At 67.4% G+C, this 17,621-nt stretch carries 14 protein-coding genes; 8 read left to right on the top strand and 6 right to left on the bottom strand.

What is annotated here, in order from left to right; all coding sequences use genetic code 11:
• The 3 genes from ACQY4K_RS11835 (at nt 1) to ACQY4K_RS11825 (ending at nt 5,782) form a co-directional block, all read left to right on the top strand.
• The gene (locus tag ACQY4K_RS11835; RefSeq protein ID WP_428390408.1) at nt 1–1,368 is read left to right on the top strand and encodes an efflux RND transporter periplasmic adaptor subunit; all 1,368 of its coding nucleotides are present in this window, start codon (nt 1–3) and stop codon (nt 1,366–1,368) included.
• Entirely contained in the window at nt 1,365–4,499 is a 3,135-nt protein-coding gene (locus ACQY4K_RS11830; RefSeq protein ID WP_428390407.1) for an efflux RND transporter permease subunit, read from the top strand. Before ACQY4K_RS11835 ends, ACQY4K_RS11830 begins: the two co-directional genes overlap by 4 nt.
• A gap of 83 nt (nt 4,500–4,582) precedes the next feature.
• Complete coding sequence (locus tag ACQY4K_RS11825; RefSeq protein WP_428390406.1) at nt 4,583–5,782, top strand: IS256 family transposase; 1,200 nt, start codon at nt 4,583–4,585, stop codon at nt 5,780–5,782.
• 786 nt (nt 5,783–6,568) lie between these two features.
• Here the strand turns inward: ACQY4K_RS11825 and gspD are convergent.
• The 4 genes from gspD to ACQY4K_RS11805 are packed head-to-tail and all read right to left on the bottom strand — an operon-like array spanning nt 6,569 to nt 11,332.
• A complete protein-coding gene (gspD, locus tag ACQY4K_RS11820) occupies nt 6,569–9,004 on the bottom strand; it encodes a type II secretion system secretin GspD (protein ID WP_428390405.1) in 2,436 nt (811 codons plus the stop codon).
• Nucleotides 9,005–9,009: 5 nt separating this feature from the next.
• Nucleotides 9,010–9,627 (bottom strand): hypothetical protein, encoded by a 618-nt coding sequence (locus tag ACQY4K_RS11815; RefSeq protein WP_428390404.1) that lies wholly within the window; start codon nt 9,625–9,627, stop codon nt 9,010–9,012.
• The gene (gene gspM, locus ACQY4K_RS11810) at nt 9,624–10,271 is read right to left on the bottom strand and encodes a type II secretion system protein GspM (protein ID WP_428390403.1); all 648 of its coding nucleotides are present in this window, start codon (nt 10,269–10,271) and stop codon (nt 9,624–9,626) included. The genes ACQY4K_RS11815 and gspM overlap by 4 nt, the downstream gene beginning before the upstream one ends.
• Entirely contained in the window at nt 10,271–11,332 is a 1,062-nt protein-coding gene (locus tag ACQY4K_RS11805; RefSeq protein ID WP_428390402.1) for a PilN domain-containing protein, read from the bottom strand. Before ACQY4K_RS11805 ends, gspM begins: the two co-directional genes overlap by 1 nt.
• 146 nt (nt 11,333–11,478) lie before the next feature.
• On the opposite strand from ACQY4K_RS11805, the gene ACQY4K_RS11800 reads away from it, so the two are divergent.
• Nucleotides 11,479–12,195, top strand: a complete 717-nt coding sequence (locus tag ACQY4K_RS11800; RefSeq protein WP_428396091.1) for an ABC transporter ATP-binding protein — start codon at nt 11,479–11,481, stop codon at nt 12,193–12,195.
• Nucleotides 12,196–12,211: 16 nt separating this feature from the next.
• Here ACQY4K_RS11800 and ACQY4K_RS11795 read toward each other — a convergent pair whose 3' ends face one another.
• On the bottom strand, nt 12,212–13,180 hold the full coding sequence (locus tag ACQY4K_RS11795; protein ID WP_428390401.1) for a 1-phosphofructokinase family hexose kinase: 969 nt from the start codon (nt 13,178–13,180) through the stop codon (nt 12,212–12,214).
• Nucleotides 13,181–13,213: 33 nt separating this feature from the next.
• On the opposite strand from ACQY4K_RS11795, the gene ACQY4K_RS11790 reads away from it, so the two are divergent.
• The 4 genes from ACQY4K_RS11790 to ACQY4K_RS11775 all read left to right on the top strand — a co-directional run bounded on the left by ACQY4K_RS11790 (nt 13,214) and on the right by ACQY4K_RS11775 (nt 15,526).
• A complete protein-coding gene (locus ACQY4K_RS11790; protein WP_428390400.1) occupies nt 13,214–13,342 on the top strand; it encodes a hypothetical protein in 129 nt (42 codons plus the stop codon).
• A gap of 91 nt (nt 13,343–13,433) precedes the next feature.
• Nucleotides 13,434–14,636, top strand: a complete 1,203-nt coding sequence (locus ACQY4K_RS11785; protein WP_428390399.1) for a hypothetical protein — start codon at nt 13,434–13,436, stop codon at nt 14,634–14,636.
• 21 nt (nt 14,637–14,657) lie between these two features.
• Entirely contained in the window at nt 14,658–15,062 is a 405-nt protein-coding gene (locus ACQY4K_RS11780) for an OmpA family protein (RefSeq protein ID WP_428390398.1), read from the top strand.
• Nucleotides 15,063–15,199: 137 nt separating this feature from the next.
• Entirely contained in the window at nt 15,200–15,526 is a 327-nt protein-coding gene (locus ACQY4K_RS11775; RefSeq protein WP_428390397.1) for a YnfA family protein, read from the top strand.
• Between the two features lie 21 nt (nt 15,527–15,547).
• Here the strand turns inward: ACQY4K_RS11775 and ACQY4K_RS11770 are convergent, their stop codons facing one another.
• Nucleotides 15,548–17,575, bottom strand: a complete 2,028-nt coding sequence (locus ACQY4K_RS11770) for a putative bifunctional diguanylate cyclase/phosphodiesterase (RefSeq protein WP_428390396.1) — start codon at nt 17,573–17,575, stop codon at nt 15,548–15,550.
• Nucleotides 17,576–17,621 lie beyond the last annotated feature (46 nt).

Below are 17,621 nucleotides of genomic sequence, written 5' to 3'. Positions count from 1 at the left end.
ATGCTCCTGGCCGCCGCAATCGGCATCGGTGTCGCGGGGATTGGCATCGCCTATGCAGAAGAGGCAGCGCGGCATCCGTTGTTCTATCAGGACCCGGACGGCAAGCCATCCTACGCGGCCGACCCCAAGAAGACGGCGGACGGCCGAGACTACCGGGCTGTTTTTGAGGACGTTCCTGGCGCTCAAGCCGCGGCGGAATCGGCGGCTACGCCCAAGCCAACGGGCGGCGGTGATCATCGCGTCCTTTACTACCGCAATCCGATGGGGCTGCCGGACACTTCGCCCAAGCCCAAGAAGGATTTGATGGGCATGGACTACCTGCCCGTCTACGCTGACGAGGGCAGCCAAGGCGACCCGCCCGGCACCGTACGGATCACCCCAGGCCGCTTGCAGACCTTGGGCGTGCGCACGGAAGCGGCGGCGATGCGCCCATCGGCGGCCCGCAGCGTTCGCGCGACCGGAACTCTACAATTCGATGAACGCCGCCTGGTGACGGTCACGACGAGGGTTCCCGGATGGATCGAACGCCTCACCGTTGCCGCGACGGGAGACCCGGTGAAGCGCGGGCAGGTGTTGGCTGAAATCTACTCGCCCGACATGGTTGCCTCGGAGGAGGAGTATCTCATTGCCGCTCGGATGGGCGGGGCGATCGTCCCGGCCTCCCTGCAACGGCTGCGCGCACTCGACATCCCGGAGGAGGAGATCGCTCGCCTTCGCCGGTCCGGACGATCCATCCGGCGCATCCCCGTCATGGCCCAGGCCGATGGTGTCGTCACCGACAAGCCGGTGCAGGAGGGAATGCGGGTGGACGCTGGCGAGCCGCTCTACAAGACGGCGGACCTTTCCCAGCTTTGGCTCATCGCACAGGTGCAGGAACAGGACCTGGGCGCGATACAGCCTGGCCAGACGGCGCACGCGACCTTCGTCGCGTTCCCAGGCCGCACCTTCGAGGGCCGCGTCGATTTTATCTACCCGACGCTGTCGGCCGCGACCCGGACCGCCAGGGTGCGCATCGTGCTGCCCAATCCTGACGGGGCGCTGCGCGCCGCGATGTTCGCGAACGTGCAAATCGATGCCACCGCAGGTGGCGCGCCCGTGCTGACGGTGCCGAACTCTGCTGTGCTCGACACCGGAACGCGGCAGGTCGTCCTCGTGGCGGCCGGGGCCGGCCGCTTCGAGCCTCGGCAAGTCCACCTCGGCATCCACGGCGATGACTGGGTGCAGGTGATCGACGGCATCAAGCTCGGCGACCGCGTCGTGGTCGGCGCCAACTTCCTGATCGACGCGGAAAGCAACCTGCGCGCGGCCCTGCAAGGCTTCGCCGACGGCGCCAAGCCGCCCTCCACCCAACAGAGAAACACGCCATGATCGGCCGCCTCATCGAGCTGTGCGCCCGCAACAAGATACTGGTGCTGCTCGCCACGCTGATCGTGGTCGGCATCGGCGTGTGGTCCGTTGCCAACACGCCCCTGGACGCCTTGCCAGATCTCTCGGACACGCAGGTGATCGTCTACACCGAATATCCCGGCCAGGCGCCGCAAGTGGTCGAGGACCAGGTGACCTATCCTCTGACCACGGCATTGCTCGCCGTACCGCACGCCAAGGTGGTCCGCGGCTTTTCGGATTTCGGCCTGTCCTTCGTCTATGTCGTGTTCGACGACGGCACCGACCTCTATTGGGCGCGGTCGCGGGTGCTCGAATACCTGAACTTCGCCGCCAAGCGTCTGCCGGCCGGTGTGTCGCCGGCGCTTGGGCCGGATGCCAGCGGCGTCGGCTGGGTGTACGAATACGTCGTGCTCGGCGCCCAGCGCACCCTTGCCGAGTTGCGCAGCATCCAGGACTGGATCATCCGCTACGATCTGGTCACGGCCAAAGGCGTCTCTGAAGTCGCCAGCGTCGGCGGCTTCGAGAAGCAGTACCAGGTCGTTGTCGATCCACAGAAACTGCAGGCCTTCGGCATTCCGCTCAGCACGGTGACCGATGCAATCCGCGCGAGCAATCGCGATGTCGGCGGCCGAACGATCGAAATGAGCGAGACGGAGTACATGATCCGGGGCCGCGGCTACCTGCGGAACATGGCCGATCTCGGCAACGTCGTGCTGAAGGCAGATCCGAACGGGTCCGGCACCCCGGTGCTGTTGAAGGACGTGGCCCGCGTCGAGCTTGGTCCGGACGAGCGGCGCGGCATCGCCGAGATGAACGGCACCGGCGAAGTGGTCGGCGGCATCGCCTTGAAGCGGGACGGCGCCGATGCGCTCACGACCATCGACAACATCAAGGCGAAGCTGGCGGAAATAGCGCCGGGCCTGCCCAAAGGCGTCTCGATCGAGCCGGTCTATGACCGTTCGCAGCTCATCGATAGCGCTATCCACACGCTCAAGCACACGCTCCTCGAAGAGAGCCTGATTGTCGCCGCGGTGTGCGTCATCTTCCTGCTGCACTTCCGCAGCGCCCTGGTTGCCATCCTGACGCTGCCGATCGGCATATTGATCGCCTTCATCGGCATGCACGCGCTCGGCATCGGCTCCAACATCATGAGCCTAGGCGGCATCGCCATCGCGCTCGGTACCATGGTGGATGCGTCGATCGTGATGATCGAGAACGCCCATAAGCATGTCGAGCGATTGCAGCCCGGCGAACCACGCGGACCGGCGCTGATCGCCGCCGCCCGCGAGGTTGGGCCGTCGCTGTTCTTCAGCCTGTTGGTGATCGTCGCCGCCTTCCTGCCGGTGTTCGCGCTGGAGGACCAGGAAGGCCGGCTGTTCAAGCCGCTCGCCTACACCAAAACCTTCGCGATGGCCGGCGGCGCGCTGCTGTCCATCACGCTGGTGCCGGTGCTGATGCTGTTCTTCGTGCGCGGTAAAATCATTCCCGAGGGCAAGAACCCGATCAACCGGGCGCTGATCTGGGTCTACCGCCCGGTGATCCGCCTTGTGCTGCGAATCCCGGTGCTTGTTGTGATCGCCGCCATCGCGATCATTGGCGCCACGGTGTGGCCGGCCACTCAGCTCGGCAGTGAATTCATGCCCAGCTTGAACGAGGGAACGTTGATGTTCATGCCTGTGACCGTGCCCGGCTTGTCCGTCACCAAAGCGGCTGAACTGCTGCAAACGCAGGACCGCATCATCAAGTCGTTCCCAGAAGTCGAGTCGGTGTTCGGCAAGGCAGGCCGCGCCATGACGGCCACCGACCCGGCGCCGCTCGAAATGAGCGAGACGATCGTCAACCTCAAGCCACCAAGCACCTGGCCCGGTGGCGAGACCGTGGATCAGCTCATCGCAAAGATGAATGCCGCCCTGCAACTTCCTGGAGTCAGCAATGCCTGGACGATGCCGATCAAGGCGCGCATCGACATGCTGTCCACTGGCATCCGCACACCGGTCGGGGTGAAGGTATTCGGGCCAGACCTCCATGAACTCGACACACTAGCAGCCCAGGTCGTTCAGGTCGTGCATGGCGTGACGGGTACGACGAGTGCCTTCGCCGAACGCACCGAGGGCGGCCATTACGTTGAAATCTCGCCAAGCCGGGAGGCGGCGGCACGCTACGGCCTGTCTGTCAATGACATTCAATCCGTGGTCGCCGCCGCTCTTGGTGGCGAGACCGTCACCACGACGGTCGAAGGGCGTGAGCGCTACGGCGTGAATGTCCGCTACCCACGCGGCCTGCGCGATGACCCGCAATCCATTGCCAGTCAGGTCCTGGTGCCGACGACGAGTGGCGCGATGATTCCCTTGGGGGAGGTCGCGAGCGTGCGCGTGACGGGCGGACCACCCAGCATCCGCACGGAGAACGCGCAGCCGGTTGCCTATGTCTACGTCGATCTCGCTGGCCGCGATTTGGGCGGCTACGTTGCCGAGGCGTCCCGTAAGGTGGCGGAGCAGGTCAAGATGCCGCCGGGCTACCACATCGAGTGGAGTGGCCAGTTCGAGTACCTGCAACGCGCCAAGGCCAAGCTGAAGGTGGTGGTGCCGGCCACGCTGGTCGTGATCATGGTGCTGCTGTTCCTCAACTTCGGGCGGCTTACCGAGACCTTCATCGTCATGCTTTCGGTGCCGTTCGCGCTTGTGGGGGGCGCCTGGCTGATGTGGCTGCTGGGCTACAACGTGAGCGTGGCCGTCGCGGTCGGCTTCATCGCCCTCGCGGGCGTCGCGGCCGAGACGGGCGTGGTCATGCTGATCTACCTCGACCAGGCGCTCGTCGAAATTCGGCAAAAGCGTCTTCTTGAGGGCGTCTCCATGACGCGGGGCGATCTGCAGGCGGCCATCATGCACGGCGCGGTCGAGCGCGTGCGGCCGAAGATGATGACCGTGGTCGCGATCATGGCGGGGCTGCTGCCGATCCTTTGGAGCACCGGCACCGGCTCCGAAGTCATGCGACGCATCGCCGTCCCCATGGTCGGAGGGATGGTGTCCTCCACCCTCCTAACCCTGCTCGTCATCCCCGCGATCTACGCGATCATCAAGGGATGGCGGCTGCCTCACCGGGTAGTGTCCTGAAGGTTCTGCAAAATCGCGGTAGCGAGGTGGTCATGGCAAAGTGGTGATGTTCGAAGTCACCAACCCCGTGGAAGGGCGATGCCATGACCAAGTTGAATTTAGCGCCATTGGGCGCGGATATGAAGGCGCTGCTGCTGTCTGACGAGAACGGCTTTCGGGCGGTTTTGCAGGCGGCATTGCAGGAGGTGCTAGAGGCGGAGATGACCGAGGCGCTGGGAGCTGGCAAGAGCGAGCGAACGGCCGAGCGGGTGGGCCATCGGTCGGGCTACTACGACCGCAAGCTGATCACCCGTGTCGGCGTTTTGGAGCTTCGGGTTCCGCAGGACCGGGCGGGTCATTTTTCGACGGAGCTGTTCGAGCGCTATCAGCGGTCGGAGAAGGCCTTGGTCGGGGCGCTTGCGGAGATGTATGTGCAGGGTGTCTCGACGCGGAAGGTCAAGGCAATCACCGAGGAGCTATGCGGTCACAGCTTCTCGGCCTCGACGATCAGCGAGGCGACGTCGCGGCTGGACGAGAAGCTGACGGCGTTCTTTGGTCGGCGGCTGGAGGAGCCGTATCCCTACCTCATTGTGGATGCCCGCTACGAGCGGGTGCGCGAAGGCGGCGTGATTGTCAGCCAGGCGGTGCTGATTGCGATCGGCGTGGATTGGGAGGGGCGGCGCCAGGTGCTGGGCGTGGAGGTCGCCAACCGCGAGAGCCGGTCGAGTTGGCGAGACTTCATGGCTGGACTGCGGACGCGCGGCCTGCACGGGGTGGAGTATGTGGTTAGCGACGATCACGCGGGCCTCAAGGCGGCGATCCGGGAAATCTTGCCCGAGGCGGCCTGGCAGCGCTGCTACGTGCACTTTCTGCGCAACGCGTTGGATTACCTGCCGCGCAAGCATGACGACGACTGCCTGATGGAGCTGCGCTGGTTTTATGACCGGCGCGACATCGAGGAGGTCCGCCGCGACATCGCCCAGTGGGTCACCAAATGGCAGGGCAAGTATTCCAAGCTGGTGGCCTGGGTGGAGGAGAACGTCGAAGAGACGCTCACCTACTATCGGCTGCCCAGAGCCCATCACAAGCACATGAAGTCGACCAACATGTTGGAGCGGCTGAACCAGGAGCTGAAGCGCCGCACCCTGGTGGTGCGCATCTTCCCCAACACCGCCAGCTGCCTGCGCCTCTCACGCGCGCTGGCCATCGAGACGCACGAGGGTTGGCTTGAAGCGTTACGTTATCTCAACATGGAGCACCTGCGGGAGCACAAGAAAGAAACCCTGCGAGCCTTGGCTGCATGACCCAGGATGCGGGGGAGGCTTGTCCGCCTCAAGGCCGCTCCGCGCCGCTTCGCGGTGGCGCAAGAGCGCCAGCCTCGACCCGGCCAATCCTCCCCCGCTCAGAGCCGTCACGCGATCAAGGAACAATTGCGATCACCACCGTGACCGCCGCGCCCAAACCATTTTGCAGGACTTGCCAGACACAACTCCTCACCGTGCCGAGGCTCTCAGGCCCGCTGGAAAGCAGGCGGCGATCCCAGCCGAGTGAGAGAAGCGCGTCACCCTCCCGCGCCGCCGATCAAGGGGCTGCCCAATCGGCCGCTCCGGCAACACCGCCGGCGGCCTCGGGCAGCGGCATGATGGAACACGGCATGCCGAATGGTCAGGGCGAAATGATGATGAATCCGGAGATGATGCAGAAAGTGTCCAAGATGGTGGACAACTGCAATCACTGATGGAGTCGATGGCGCAGGAAAAGGGCGGTGCCACTGCCCCGACGGCTCCCGCTAGACTATCCTGGGTATGTCCGCCCACCCCCGGCCCTCGCACGGGAAAGCGGACCCTATGATTGCCGGACGGGGAGACGCACAGCCGCAGCCATCCCGCCTCAATGCCGAGGCTCGGTATTGCCGCGACCGATAGCGCTTTCGGAGGAAGCGGAAACGCTTGGGCCGATGTAGTGCTCGTGAAAACAAAGAGATAGAACCCAGACCGCCCCATCGCCTCGGCCTGGTGCGTCAGCACCGACAGGCCCGGCAGCCGTCATGCGGCCGGCATCTGCCCATGTCTCGGCGCTTCAGGGGCGGACTACGGCTCAAGGGTCAGGCTGCGCAGAACACGGTGGTTGGGATCGGCGCTGCCAGCCGCGCGCGAACTGTCATAGGGCACCGAGGCGGAGTCGGTGAGGTGATCGCGCAAATCCTCGGTCAACGCCTGCGCGTCGAGCTGGTCGTGCACCACGTGCGGCGTGATCAGCACCAGCAGCTCCTGGCGCACCCGGGTGTTGGTCTGGGTGGCGGCCAATGCGCCCAGGATCGGGATGTCCTTGAGCCAGGGGATGCCGCTGTTGCCGCGGCTGGCATTGTCGGTGATCAGCCCGGCGATGCCGATGGTCTCGCCGTCCTGCACGACGACCCGGGTGTTGACGTTGCGGGTCAGGAAGGTCGGCGAGGTGATGCCCGGCGTGGTGGTGCCGGTAGCCACCGAGCTGACCTCCTGGGAGACGTCGAGCGTCACCATGCCGCCGGTATCGACACGCGGCGTCACCTCCAGGATCACGCCGGTCGGCTGGTAGTTGATCTGGCTGACGATCTGCGAGGTGCTGGTCAGCGTGCTCTGGGCGGTGCCGCTCTGGTAGGGCACCAGCGATCCGACCTGCAATCGCGCCGGCTGGTTGTTGACCACCATCAGCTCCGGCGAGGACAGAATATGCACCTTGGTGACCTGTTGCAGCGCCGAGATCGCCAGCGGCGCGCCGCCGTTGCCGAGGCCGCCGATCACCAGGCCCGGCAGGCTGGCGCCGAGGCCGGCGCTGGTGACGGTGTTGGCGATGGTGCCGGTGATGGTGCTGCTGGCCCCGGCCCCGGCGTTGCTGAGCACGCCGTTGATGCCGCCCGACTTGAAGAAGAACTGCGTGCCGTACTGCAGGTTGTCGTTGAGGTCGACCTCGGCCACCACCGCGTCGATGCGCACTTCCAGCGGCACGATATCGATCTTGCGCAGCATGTTGCTGACCGCGTCGGTCTCGCGCTCGGTGCCGTAGACCAGGATCGCGCTGTTCTGCGGATTGGCGATGATCCGCATGCCGTTGGTCTTGCCGCCGCCGCCGCCGCCCGACGCAGTGTCGAGGCCGCCGAGCAGCGGGTTGGCGGAGGCACCGCCGCCGCTTGGCTGGGTGCTGGCGGTACCGGGGCTGGCGCCGCCAACGGACTGGCCGGACGTAATGCCGCCGATGCTACCACCCCCGCCGATGCCGCCACCGCCAATGCCACCCCCACCGATGCCACCGCCGCCGATGCCACCCCCGCCGATGCCGCCACCGCCGATCCCGCCTCCACCGAAACCGCCACCGCCAGACTCGACACCGCCGCCGAGCTGCCCGCTCTCGGGCAACTGCCGCGCCGGACTCGGCTGGATGGTGACGTCGTCCGGCGTGAACGCCTGTTGCAGCAGGTTGCCGATGTCGGAGGCGTGGCTGTTATGGAGGTAATAGACGTGCCAGGAGCGCACCGTGTTTCGCCGGTTGGCGTCGATCAGCGCGAACAGCCGGCGCGCGTCATCGATGTAGCGCCGCTGCGGTGCCACCACGAGCACTGCGTCGACCCGGCTCATCGCAATCACCCGCACGATGTCGGCCAAGGTCTTGCCCTGTCCGCGCAGCGCCTCGCCGAGCGCGCTCGCCATGTCCTTGGCGGTGCCGCTCTCCACCGGCAGCAACGCATAGGACTGCCCGGCCAGGGCGTCGACGTCGAAGGCGGCGACCAGGCTCGCGAGCGTGCGCCGCACATCGGCGTCGCCGGCCACCAGCAGCGCGTTGCTGCCGGGAACGGCGGCGATCTTGCCGCCGGCGCCGACGAACGGCTGCAACGCCTTGGCCAGATCCTCGGCATTGGCGAAGCGCAACGTGATCAGCGACGAGCCGCCGACGGACTCGCCCTCGGCCAGGGCGGTGTTGGGCGAGGCGCCCCCCTTGCCGGCGACCCCGACGCTGACGATGCGGTAGAGCCCGTCCGAACGGACCATCTCGGCGCCGACCTGGGCCAGCAGCGCCTGCATCACCGGCAGCAACTGCGCGGTGGTCAGCGGGGCCGCGGTGTGCAGGGTGACGGTGCCCTTGACCGCCGGATCGATGGTGTAGTTGTCGTGCAGCAGCGTGCCCATGATCTGCGCCACCGCGTCGCGTATGTCGGTGTCGGCGAAATCGAGCGTGATGGTGCCGTTCGCGCCCATGCTGGTGTTATCGGTGGCGCCGCGCGCGCCGCGGCCCGACTGGGTAGCGCCCGACTGGGTGCGGCCGTAGCTCAGCAGCGCCGGGCCTGGCTGCTCCGGGGCGCCGATCGTGCCGTTGATCCGCGGCTGCGCATGCGTGGCAGCACTGCCACCCAGCGCCGGCAGCGGCCCGATGACCGGCTGCTCCGGCCGACTGCAACCGGCCAGACCCGCGCCGAGACCGCCGGCGAGCAACAGCATGCCGGGCCAGGCGGCATTCATGGAGGTGCCGCGTGGCGGTGAGGACTTGCGCATCTAATTCACCGTCGGTTCTGGAGACGATTTTGCGGGAAGATCGGCGCCGGGCCGCTGTTCGGCGGCCCAAGATGCGGACCACCCTGCGAGCGCATGCGTGCGCGCAACAGGTCGAGGATGGAAGGCGTGCCGGTGGATGGCGGTGCGGGTGACGCAGCCCCCGCCGATGAGTCCTGGTCGTAGCTCGGATGCAGCATTTGTGGTCCGTTCGGGCCGATGACGGACACCCCGCTCGCTGCCACCGCGCGGATCAGATAGGGGCCGGCATGGGCGCCGGCGCCGACGATGATCGCGCGCGCATCGCCAGGACTGGCGAAGATCGCCCGGGCGCCCTTGGCATCGATGATGATCCCGGCCAGGCGCGGCACGACGGTGCTGACGGCGGCGGCGTGACCGGGGCGGCGCGACGGGCTGAACAGCGGCCGCGCGAGAATGGTCTGTGTCCATTCCTGTAGCGCGGGTGCCGCAACGCCGGCCGACACGGCGATGGGGGTGGACGGCGGCGGGAGTGCTGCCACGACCGGTAGGGTATGGCGCGGCACGCCGGCGCGGACCTCCAGCAGGATCAAGCCCGCGAGCACGCAGATGAGGGCAGCGAAGGCCAGCAGCGGCAGACGGGTCACGGCGGCCCGCTGTCGCCGCCATCGACGGCGGCGGGACGACGGCTCTCTGCGGCATCGGGACGGCGGTAGCCGATAACGGTAAACGCGACATTAAGCGGTGCCGCCCCGGTCTGGCCGAGCAGCCGGGTGCCGTGGATCTGCAGGTCGTCGATCAGCAGGCTCGGCCGCGCCGCCTCGATCGCGCCAAGCAGGCGCACCACTACCTCGAAGCCCGCATCCATCGACACCCGCACGCCGACCCGGCGATAGCTGCCCTCGGAGGCTGCCGCCAAGGTCTCCGTCGACGCCAGGCTGAGCCCGAGCGAGGAGGCCAGGGACGCCACCTTCTCCTGAATCTCGGCACTCGCCACGGCGTCGCTGTTGCCGGCAATCAGGGCGGTGGCGCCGGCGCGCCCGGGAGCGCGCAAAGCCTGCGCCCGCGCCTGCATGGCCGGCAGCCTGGCCACCAGCAGCGTCATGCGGTCGGCCAGCGCCCGACGCTCCGCCAGCGCCTCGGCCCGGGTCGCATGCCAGTCGAGCAGCGGCAGCGCGATGGCCAGCCAGAGCACGGCCAGCACCAGCAGCGCGATCAGCACGGCAAGCAGGCGGCCGTTGCGGCCGGTCGGCAGGCTGCCGGGCAGGGCGCGGAGGCTCGGGCTCGCCATCAGTGCCCAGGGTCCCCGGGTCCAGGGTACGTACCGGCACCCGCGACCTGGGCGCGGATCGAGAACAGGTCCGAGTTGTTGCTCTCGATCCGGGTGACGGGCGCCGAAAACGCAGGTGCTACAAAGGTCGGATCGGCGCTGAGGGCGGGGATCAGCTTGACCGCGCCCGCGGACTCGCCGGTTAGGGTGACGATCCCGTCGCGCAACGTCACGTCGGTCAGATAGGTGTCGTCGGGCAGCACGCGGGTCAGCGCCGCCAGCACCGCGAGCGTATCGCCAACCCGGCGGCGCGCATCGGCGATGGTGTCCGCACCGGCGGCGGCGGTGCGCAGGCGCCGGCGCAGCGCTTCCACCACGTCGACCCGCGGCTGCAAGCCAGGGATCCGGCTTTCAGTCGCCGCGGACTCCACCGATTGCAGCACGAACGGCAGCACGATGGCAACCAGCGCCAGTGCGGCGCACAGCCCGGCCGCGCCGAGCAGCAGGCGGCGCTCACGCAGACGCGCGCGGCCGGGTTCGTGGGCGACGGCGATCCGCTGCACCGAAGCCCCGCCCGCCACCTCGAGAGCGGTCAGGCGGCCGCCAGCCTCCGCGAGCGTCTCCAGCGGGGCGGCAAGCCAGGCACGCGGCACCAGCGACAGACGCAGATCGAGCCGCCCACTGTCCTTGTTGCGACGCAATACACGCGCCGACCAGAACACGTCATCTGCGGCGAACGGCGTCAGCCGGTCCATCTCATAGTGCAGCACCCGCTCGAAGCCGGCTTCGGCGGCGAGCGGCAGGGTGACGTCGCGGCTGAGCAGGCTGTCGGGCGGCAGCCGCAGCAGCAGCGGCAGGCCGGGGTTTTCGGCGAGCAAATGCGGCAGCACCGCCTGCCCCGGCTCGTGCCGGCCGGCCTGCTGTTCGTGGCCGTCCCGACGCAGCGACAGGCGCACCGCGCCCAAGGTCGCACCAGTTGTCGCGCCAGGCGCTGCCTTATCGTGGCCCTCGGGGGTTGCCACGATGGCATTGACGCTCGCCGGATCCCGGCGCGCGAAGCGCTCGGGGATCAGGTCGAGCATCTGCCGCGTCCACCAGGACAGAAAAGCCGCTACCATCGCGCTGAGGGTCTAGCAGAAGCGCAAGCCCGGAAACACCGCGTCATTCGTTGCGTCGGCGCTTTCGCGGCGACTGTCGCAAAAGCTTTGCCGTGCCGCTACAAATCGACATGGTCTGCCCCAGTTTGTGTCTGAACCGGCTTGCCCTGCGGCATGGCGGGCGGACGATCTTCGAGGATCTCAGCCTGGAGGTGCCGGGCGGACGCTGCATCGCGCTGCTGGGCCCGAGCGGCGTCGGCAAGACCGGACTGCTGAAAATCGCGGCCGGCCTGCAGGCCCCCGCCAGCGGGCGGGTAGCCGCCGGCGACGGCGCGCCACTCGCCGGCCGCATCGCCTATATGGGCCAGCAGGACCTGCTCTATCCGTGGCTTCGGGTGGTCGACAACGTCATGCTCGGCGCGCGACTGCGCGGGCAGGTGCCAGAGCCCGCGCGCGCGGCGGCGCTGCTCGAACAGGTCGGGCTTGGGGGTAGCCTGCGCGCGCTGCCGGCGGCGCTCTCCGGCGGCATGCGCCAGCGCGTCGCGATCGCGCGCACGCTCTACGAGGACCGGCCGATCGTGCTGATGGACGAGCCGTTCTCCGCCCTCGACAGCTTCACCCGCACCCGCATCCAGAACCTCGCGGCCGAACTGCTCGAAGGCCGCACCGTGCTGCTGATCACCCACGACCCGATGGAGGCCTGCCGGCTCGGTCACCAGCTCGTGGTGCTGTCGGGCAATCCGGCGCGGCTGTCGGCGCCGATCGTCGTCCCTGGCTCGATCCCGCGCGCGCCCGACGATCCGGCGTTGCTGCACACCCAGGGGAGGCTGCTGCGCACACTTGGCTGAGGCGGGGCGCCGGCGGCTAAACGTTCAGCGCCGTGCCGTTGGCGCTGAGGCTGTGCGGCACCAGGATGAGACCGCGCAGCCGCTCGACGGTGTTGCGCTCGGGATGCGCGGTTCCGGGCACGGTGACCGCGGCGGCACCCGCGGCGACACCCCAGGCGAAGGCGTCGGCCGGCTCGCGGCCTTCGGCGAGCGCCATCACCATTCCGGCGAGGAAGCTGTCGCCGGCGCCGACCGTGCCGTTGACCACGACATCCAGCGCCGGCAACCGCAGCGCGCCCTCCTCCCAGACCAGCAGCGCGCCTTTTTCGCCCAAGGTGAGCGCGACCATGCGGGCGCGGCCGCTGCGCACGATATGCGTGGCTGCGGCCTGCTGCGCCGCCTCGTCGGCGAGCTTGCGGCCGGCAACGCTCTCAAGCTCGGTCAGGCTCGATTTCACCAGCTCGACGCCACCGCCGGCAAGCCCCGCGCGCAACGCCGGACCTGAGGTGTCGAGCACGAAGCGGCTGCCACGATGCCCGGCGGCGGCGGCAAGACGGGCGTAGAAATCCTCCGGCACGCCGGGCGGCAGGCTGCCGCTGGCGATCAGCCAACCCGCCTCGACCCCGCCGATGGTGTCCAGCATCGCGGTCCACTCCGACTCAGTGACGGTCGGGCCCTGGGCGATGAAACGATATTCATAGCCGTTGGAGGCATCGACCACAGTGTGGCTGGTACGGGTGCGGCCGGCGATCGCCACCGTCCTGCGCGCGACACCAGCATCGTCGAGCAGTTCCTCGAGCAGCCGCCCGGAAGCGCCGCCGGCCATGATCAGCGCCAGCGAGCGACCGCCGAGCGCATGCACAACGCTGGCCACGTTGACGCCGCCGCCTCCCGGATCCTGGCGTTCGGCGAAGGTGCGCAGCTTGTGCGTCGGCCGCACCCGTTGCGCCTGGGCGGCGACGTCGATGGTCGGGTTCATCGTCAGAGTGGCAATCAAAGCGCTCATGCGTCTCGTCTTATAGGTAAAATGAGGTAGCTGGTGACGGATCATCGCCTGGTCGGCGCCGGCGCGAAAGCCGACACGCAACAGGGCACGGGCTTGCGGCTCGATGAGATCGGCTTCAACGAGCGGGCGTGCGCAGCACCCGCCGTCGCGCCGTTCCCGTGATCACAGGTTCTGATCACAAGCTCTGGCGCGCACGTGAGAAAGCCGTTAGGGATAATCTACTTACATCCAGCGCGCGTATTTCCGAATACGTATGACGACAACCATCACCCGCACGCCTGCATTTGCCCTCGATGCACCGGAGATCATCCGGCTATCCTCGTGGATGGCGGCGTTCAACCGCGACGTCCCGGCACGGGTGCTGGCGGCGGTCGCGGTCGGTCATGGCTTCGTCCTGGTCAGCAGCCCCGGCGGGGTCGCTTCAACGCTGCGCAGGGCCATCGTGCAACGGCTCAAGGCTGCGGATTTTGTCACGCTTGAACGGTTGGCGCCGCTTCGGTCGCTAAGCGCCCTGCACGACTCCATACGCGATGCCATGCAGGGGGGCGCCGGCAGATCGGTGGTTCTGCTGATCGACAAGGCCGAGGCGCTGGACGTCGCAATGTTGCGTCGATTGTTGGCGCTGGCGGCTCTGAGCCGCGCCGGCGAGCCGGTCCTGCACATCCTCCTGCTCGCAGAGCCCGCAATGCAGTCGCTGCTGCGCGAGGCCGGGCGCGGGGCATTATGGGACGATGCGGCGGCGCATTTCAGACTGGTCCCCGAACTCGCCGCATGCCTGCCGGAGCACGCCGCCAAGCCCGCGCCCAGACCGTTCGATCCACGCCAAGGTGGGGGACCGCAGGGTCTGGCACGGCCGGGGACGTGGCTGCCGCCGCCACGCCTGATCTCGCCGCCCGACCGGATCACCAAACGGGCGCCGACGCGGGCTACCGCCGCCTGGGCGGCCTGCGCCATTGCCGTGGCCAGCCTGACCTATGCCTGGAGTGTCATCGCTCCCGCCCCGAAGATCGTGCCAGCCCCCACGCTGCCACGGCCGATCGCACCAGCGACAACCATGTCGGCGGCACCCGCTCCGGCGGCACCTCCGGTAGCGCCCACGGTGGCGCCGCTTACGCCGAAGCCGCCGCCGAGCAAGCCATCACCATCACCGCCGCACGCCGTCCCGATCGGCGGCGATGTTGCCCTGCACGTCACGGTGCGCTACCGGCGTGGCGACATGCAGGCCGCTGCGACCGCGACGCGTATCCTGTCCCGACTGCGCAAGGCGGGTATTCTCGCCGCGGGCCCGTTGCCTTCGACCGACAGCAGACCGGCGGTTTCCTTTGGATTTGCCCAGGACCAGGCTGCGGCGGCGGCTCTTGCCAAAAACCTGCATTTCTCATCGCCGCAACCGGCGCGTGGGTCCACCCTCAACCGACCCGGCGAGATCGGAGTCTTCGTCGGCTCGGCGGAGTGACAACCAGGGAGTTCGGAATAGATGTATGATCGTACGGTTCTGTTCGGCGCCGCGGCACTGCTCGGCGCCAGCTGCATCGGGAGCGCGGCAAGTGCCAAGGCCCCAGACGCCATCGACCTCTATTTTGCCAGCGGCAGCAGCGCGATCCGGCCTCAGGACGAAGCCTATCTCGATCGCGCCTCGCGCCTTTACGACGAGGGCAAGCCGATCGTCATGGTGGTCGCGGGATCGGCTGACCCGACCGGGCCGCCAGGACTGAACCTGAGGTTGTCGCAGGAGCGCGCCGATCAGGTGGTGCGGGCTCTCGTCGCACGCGGCATTCCGGTCGAGCGCCTGCAGGTGCTCGCCAAAGGCGTCTCCGATCCGCCGGTGCCGGCCCAAGGCCGCCAGCCGAAGGACCGCAGGGTCGAGATCACCTGGCGCTGAGGTCGCTCAGGCCGCGGGATCGAGCATAGTCTACGTGTCGCCTTCGTCCCGCGCTCTGTATGCAACGGCATCGGTGCGCGCAGTCCCGCACGTGTGCCGTCGTATACGATGGCGCACAATCGAGCCTGGGCGCACCGATGACAGACTACGCCGTCTATGCCGTGGCCGCTCTTGCCGAGCTGGCCGGATGCTTCAGCTTCTGGGCATGGCTGCGGCTTGGGTATTCGGCGTGGTGGGTGGCTCCCGGGATGGTGTCCCTGGCGGCCTTCGCGGGGCTGCTCACGCGTATCGACACGGCCCAGGCCGGCCGCGCCTATGCCGCGTATGGCGGCATCTACATCATAGCCTCCCTGCTGTGGCTCTGGCGCGTCGAGGGCGTGCGGCCGGATCGCTGGGATCTGGCGGGCGGGGCGGTCTGCCTGGCCGGCGCCGCGCTGATCCTGTTCGGCCCGCGCGCCGGCTGACCAAGTGCCGGGACTAAACATCTAGCCGATCAATGACACCGGCTGGCGTTGCCGCCCTGACGCCTTGCCAGACCATTGTTCCCGGCGGCTTGGTGGCTTCGGCGCCGTACTGGGGTGTTTGTCGAGGAACGCGAGGACGCGCTCGGCGGGCATCGGCCGTGCGAAGAAGTATCCCTGCATCAAGGCGCCCCCGACCGTCTTGAGGGAATTCACCTGGGCCGCCGTTTCCAGACCTTCGACGACGCAGCGAAGCTTGAGGTTGCGACACAGATCCAGCACGCTCTTGACGATATTCAGGCAGACCGGATCGGTCTCGACATCGGCGGTGAAGCTGCGGTCGACCTTGATCTTGTCGAATGGCAGGCGGTGGACGTAGCTCAGGCTGGAGTAGCCGGTGCCGAAATCATCCAGCGCGATCTCGACACCGAGCTCTTTCAGCGACAGTAGCGCCTGGCGGGCCTGCTCAAAGTCCCGCATCACCGCCGTCTCGGTGATCTCCAGATCGATGCGGGCGGGGGCAATCCCGCTTTCGCGCACGATCTCGCAAATCCGGCGCACGGACTCCTCGGAGGCGATGTCGCGCACGGACAGGTTGAAGGCAATACGCATCGGTTCCGGCCAGCTCCGCGCGGCGGCGAGCGCCTTTCGCAGCAGCACCGCGGTAAGCCGGTTGATGAGGTCGGACCGTTCGGCCACCTTGATGAAGTCAGCAGGTTGCACCACCCCCAACTCGGGACTGGTCCAGCGCGCGAGGCATTCGAATGCCACTGTCGCACCGGTGGCGACATCGACGATGGGCTGGAAATGCAGGGAAAGTTCCGTCTCCAGGTCGGCGTGGCGCAGCGCCTGCTCGCAACGTGCCGCTGCGCGAATTTCGGTCTGGTGGACCTCCGAGAACAGTACCGCGTCGCCGCGTTGGTTCTGCTTGGCGTGATACAGCGCATAATCGGCGCGCTCGAAGAGCTGCGCCGCCGTGCGGCCGCAGCGCGGGAACACCGCAATGCCGACCGAGGCGGCGATTTCCGCGCTCACCATCGGCAAGTCGTAGGATGCGCGCAAGGACAGGCAAAGGGCTGTGGCGAATGCCTGGATTTCCGTGTCATCGCAATCGGTGAGGATGAACCCGAACTCATCGCCTCCGAGCCGGGCGAAGCATCGGTCCGGGGTGGCAACGGCGCCGATGCGCAGGCCCACCTCCCGCAGCAGGGCGTCGCCGGCGGCATGGCCATACATATCGTTGATTGCCTTGAATCCGTCGAGATCGATCAGCCCGACAGCGATCGCAGCCTCGCTATCCTGGTGTCGGCTTAGGACGACATCAAGATCGGAGAAGAAGCCGCGGCGGTTCGGCAGCCCCGTAAGCGTATCGATCGCGGCAAGGCGCAAGTTGGCATCGCTCAGACGCTGCGTCTCGATCTGCCGCGCGAGCAGATGTCTTCTGGAATCGTTCAGAGAAATGAAGTCGCGATATTGACGCAACAGCACCGTGACCATGCAGATCGAAACGAGCAGGAAATTGACGGATATGGCAATCAGTACGGGTTGGTCGGTAAGCGCGAAGAAGATGATCGACGGCGTACCCACCGTCAGCGTCACCAGGAAGGCAGCCGATCGTAGGTGGACCAGGCAGAACAGGCAGGCGATGGCGGTAATCGAGATGTAATAGACGACCTGGGCCTTGGCGAAATCATCGCCATAAGGATACAGGGCCAGCGCCCATGCGAGGCACGATACGCCAAGGATCGGTGCAAACCAGCTTGTGTTGCGCAGCGCCCGCAGGGCCGCCGGAGCGTCAATCAGATGCTTCCCACCATGCCGCCATCGAGCCGCGCGAGCCAGGCTTGCCAACACGAACAAGCCCGGCAGCAGCAGGGTAAGAACAGGTGGCGATGACCGCAGATGGGTCGCGGCCAGAGCAAGCGTGTTGAGCACGAGCATGGAGTAGAGCAGCGGGACCTGTCGCGCTACGGCGCGATATTGCGACAGGACGAGTTCGGCATCGTCGGACTGCACCGTGAACAGCGACAGGAAGACGCGTACGCGATCCATTCCCACACGTCACCCCTGGAACTGCCCGGGCCAAAACTGGCCACAT

The organism is Lichenicoccus sp., assembly GCF_965276875.1.
GTDB lineage: Bacteria > Pseudomonadota > Alphaproteobacteria > Acetobacterales > Acetobacteraceae > Lichenicoccus.
Note: the sequence above shows the minus strand (reverse complement) of the source record. Positions and strands in the feature narration are given on the sequence as shown.

Coding starts and splice junctions, on each gene's coding strand:
- ACQY4K_RS11795 (WP_428390401.1), bottom strand. CDS start 13,180: ATGAGCGCTTTGATTGCCACTCTGACGATGAACCCGACCATCGACGTC.
- ACQY4K_RS11835 (WP_428390408.1), top strand. CDS start 1: ATGCTCCTGGCCGCCGCAATCGGCATCGGTGTCGCGGGGATTGGCATC.
- ACQY4K_RS11800 (WP_428396091.1), top strand. CDS start 11,479: ATGGTCTGCCCCAGTTTGTGTCTGAACCGGCTTGCCCTGCGGCATGGC.
- ACQY4K_RS11830 (WP_428390407.1), top strand. CDS start 1,365: ATGATCGGCCGCCTCATCGAGCTGTGCGCCCGCAACAAGATACTGGTG.
- ACQY4K_RS11825 (WP_428390406.1), top strand. CDS start 4,583: ATGACCAAGTTGAATTTAGCGCCATTGGGCGCGGATATGAAGGCGCTG.
- ACQY4K_RS11785 (WP_428390399.1), top strand. CDS start 13,434: ATGACGACAACCATCACCCGCACGCCTGCATTTGCCCTCGATGCACCG.
- ACQY4K_RS11775 (WP_428390397.1), top strand. CDS start 15,200: ATGACAGACTACGCCGTCTATGCCGTGGCCGCTCTTGCCGAGCTGGCC.
- ACQY4K_RS11770 (WP_428390396.1), bottom strand. CDS start 17,575: ATGGATCGCGTACGCGTCTTCCTGTCGCTGTTCACGGTGCAGTCCGAC.
- gspD (WP_428390405.1), bottom strand. CDS start 9,004: ATGCGCAAGTCCTCACCGCCACGCGGCACCTCCATGAATGCCGCCTGG.
- ACQY4K_RS11780 (WP_428390398.1), top strand. CDS start 14,658: ATGTATGATCGTACGGTTCTGTTCGGCGCCGCGGCACTGCTCGGCGCC.
- ACQY4K_RS11805 (WP_428390402.1), bottom strand. CDS start 11,332: ATGCTCGACCTGATCCCCGAGCGCTTCGCGCGCCGGGATCCGGCGAGC.
- gspM (WP_428390403.1), bottom strand. CDS start 10,271: ATGGCGAGCCCGAGCCTCCGCGCCCTGCCCGGCAGCCTGCCGACCGGC.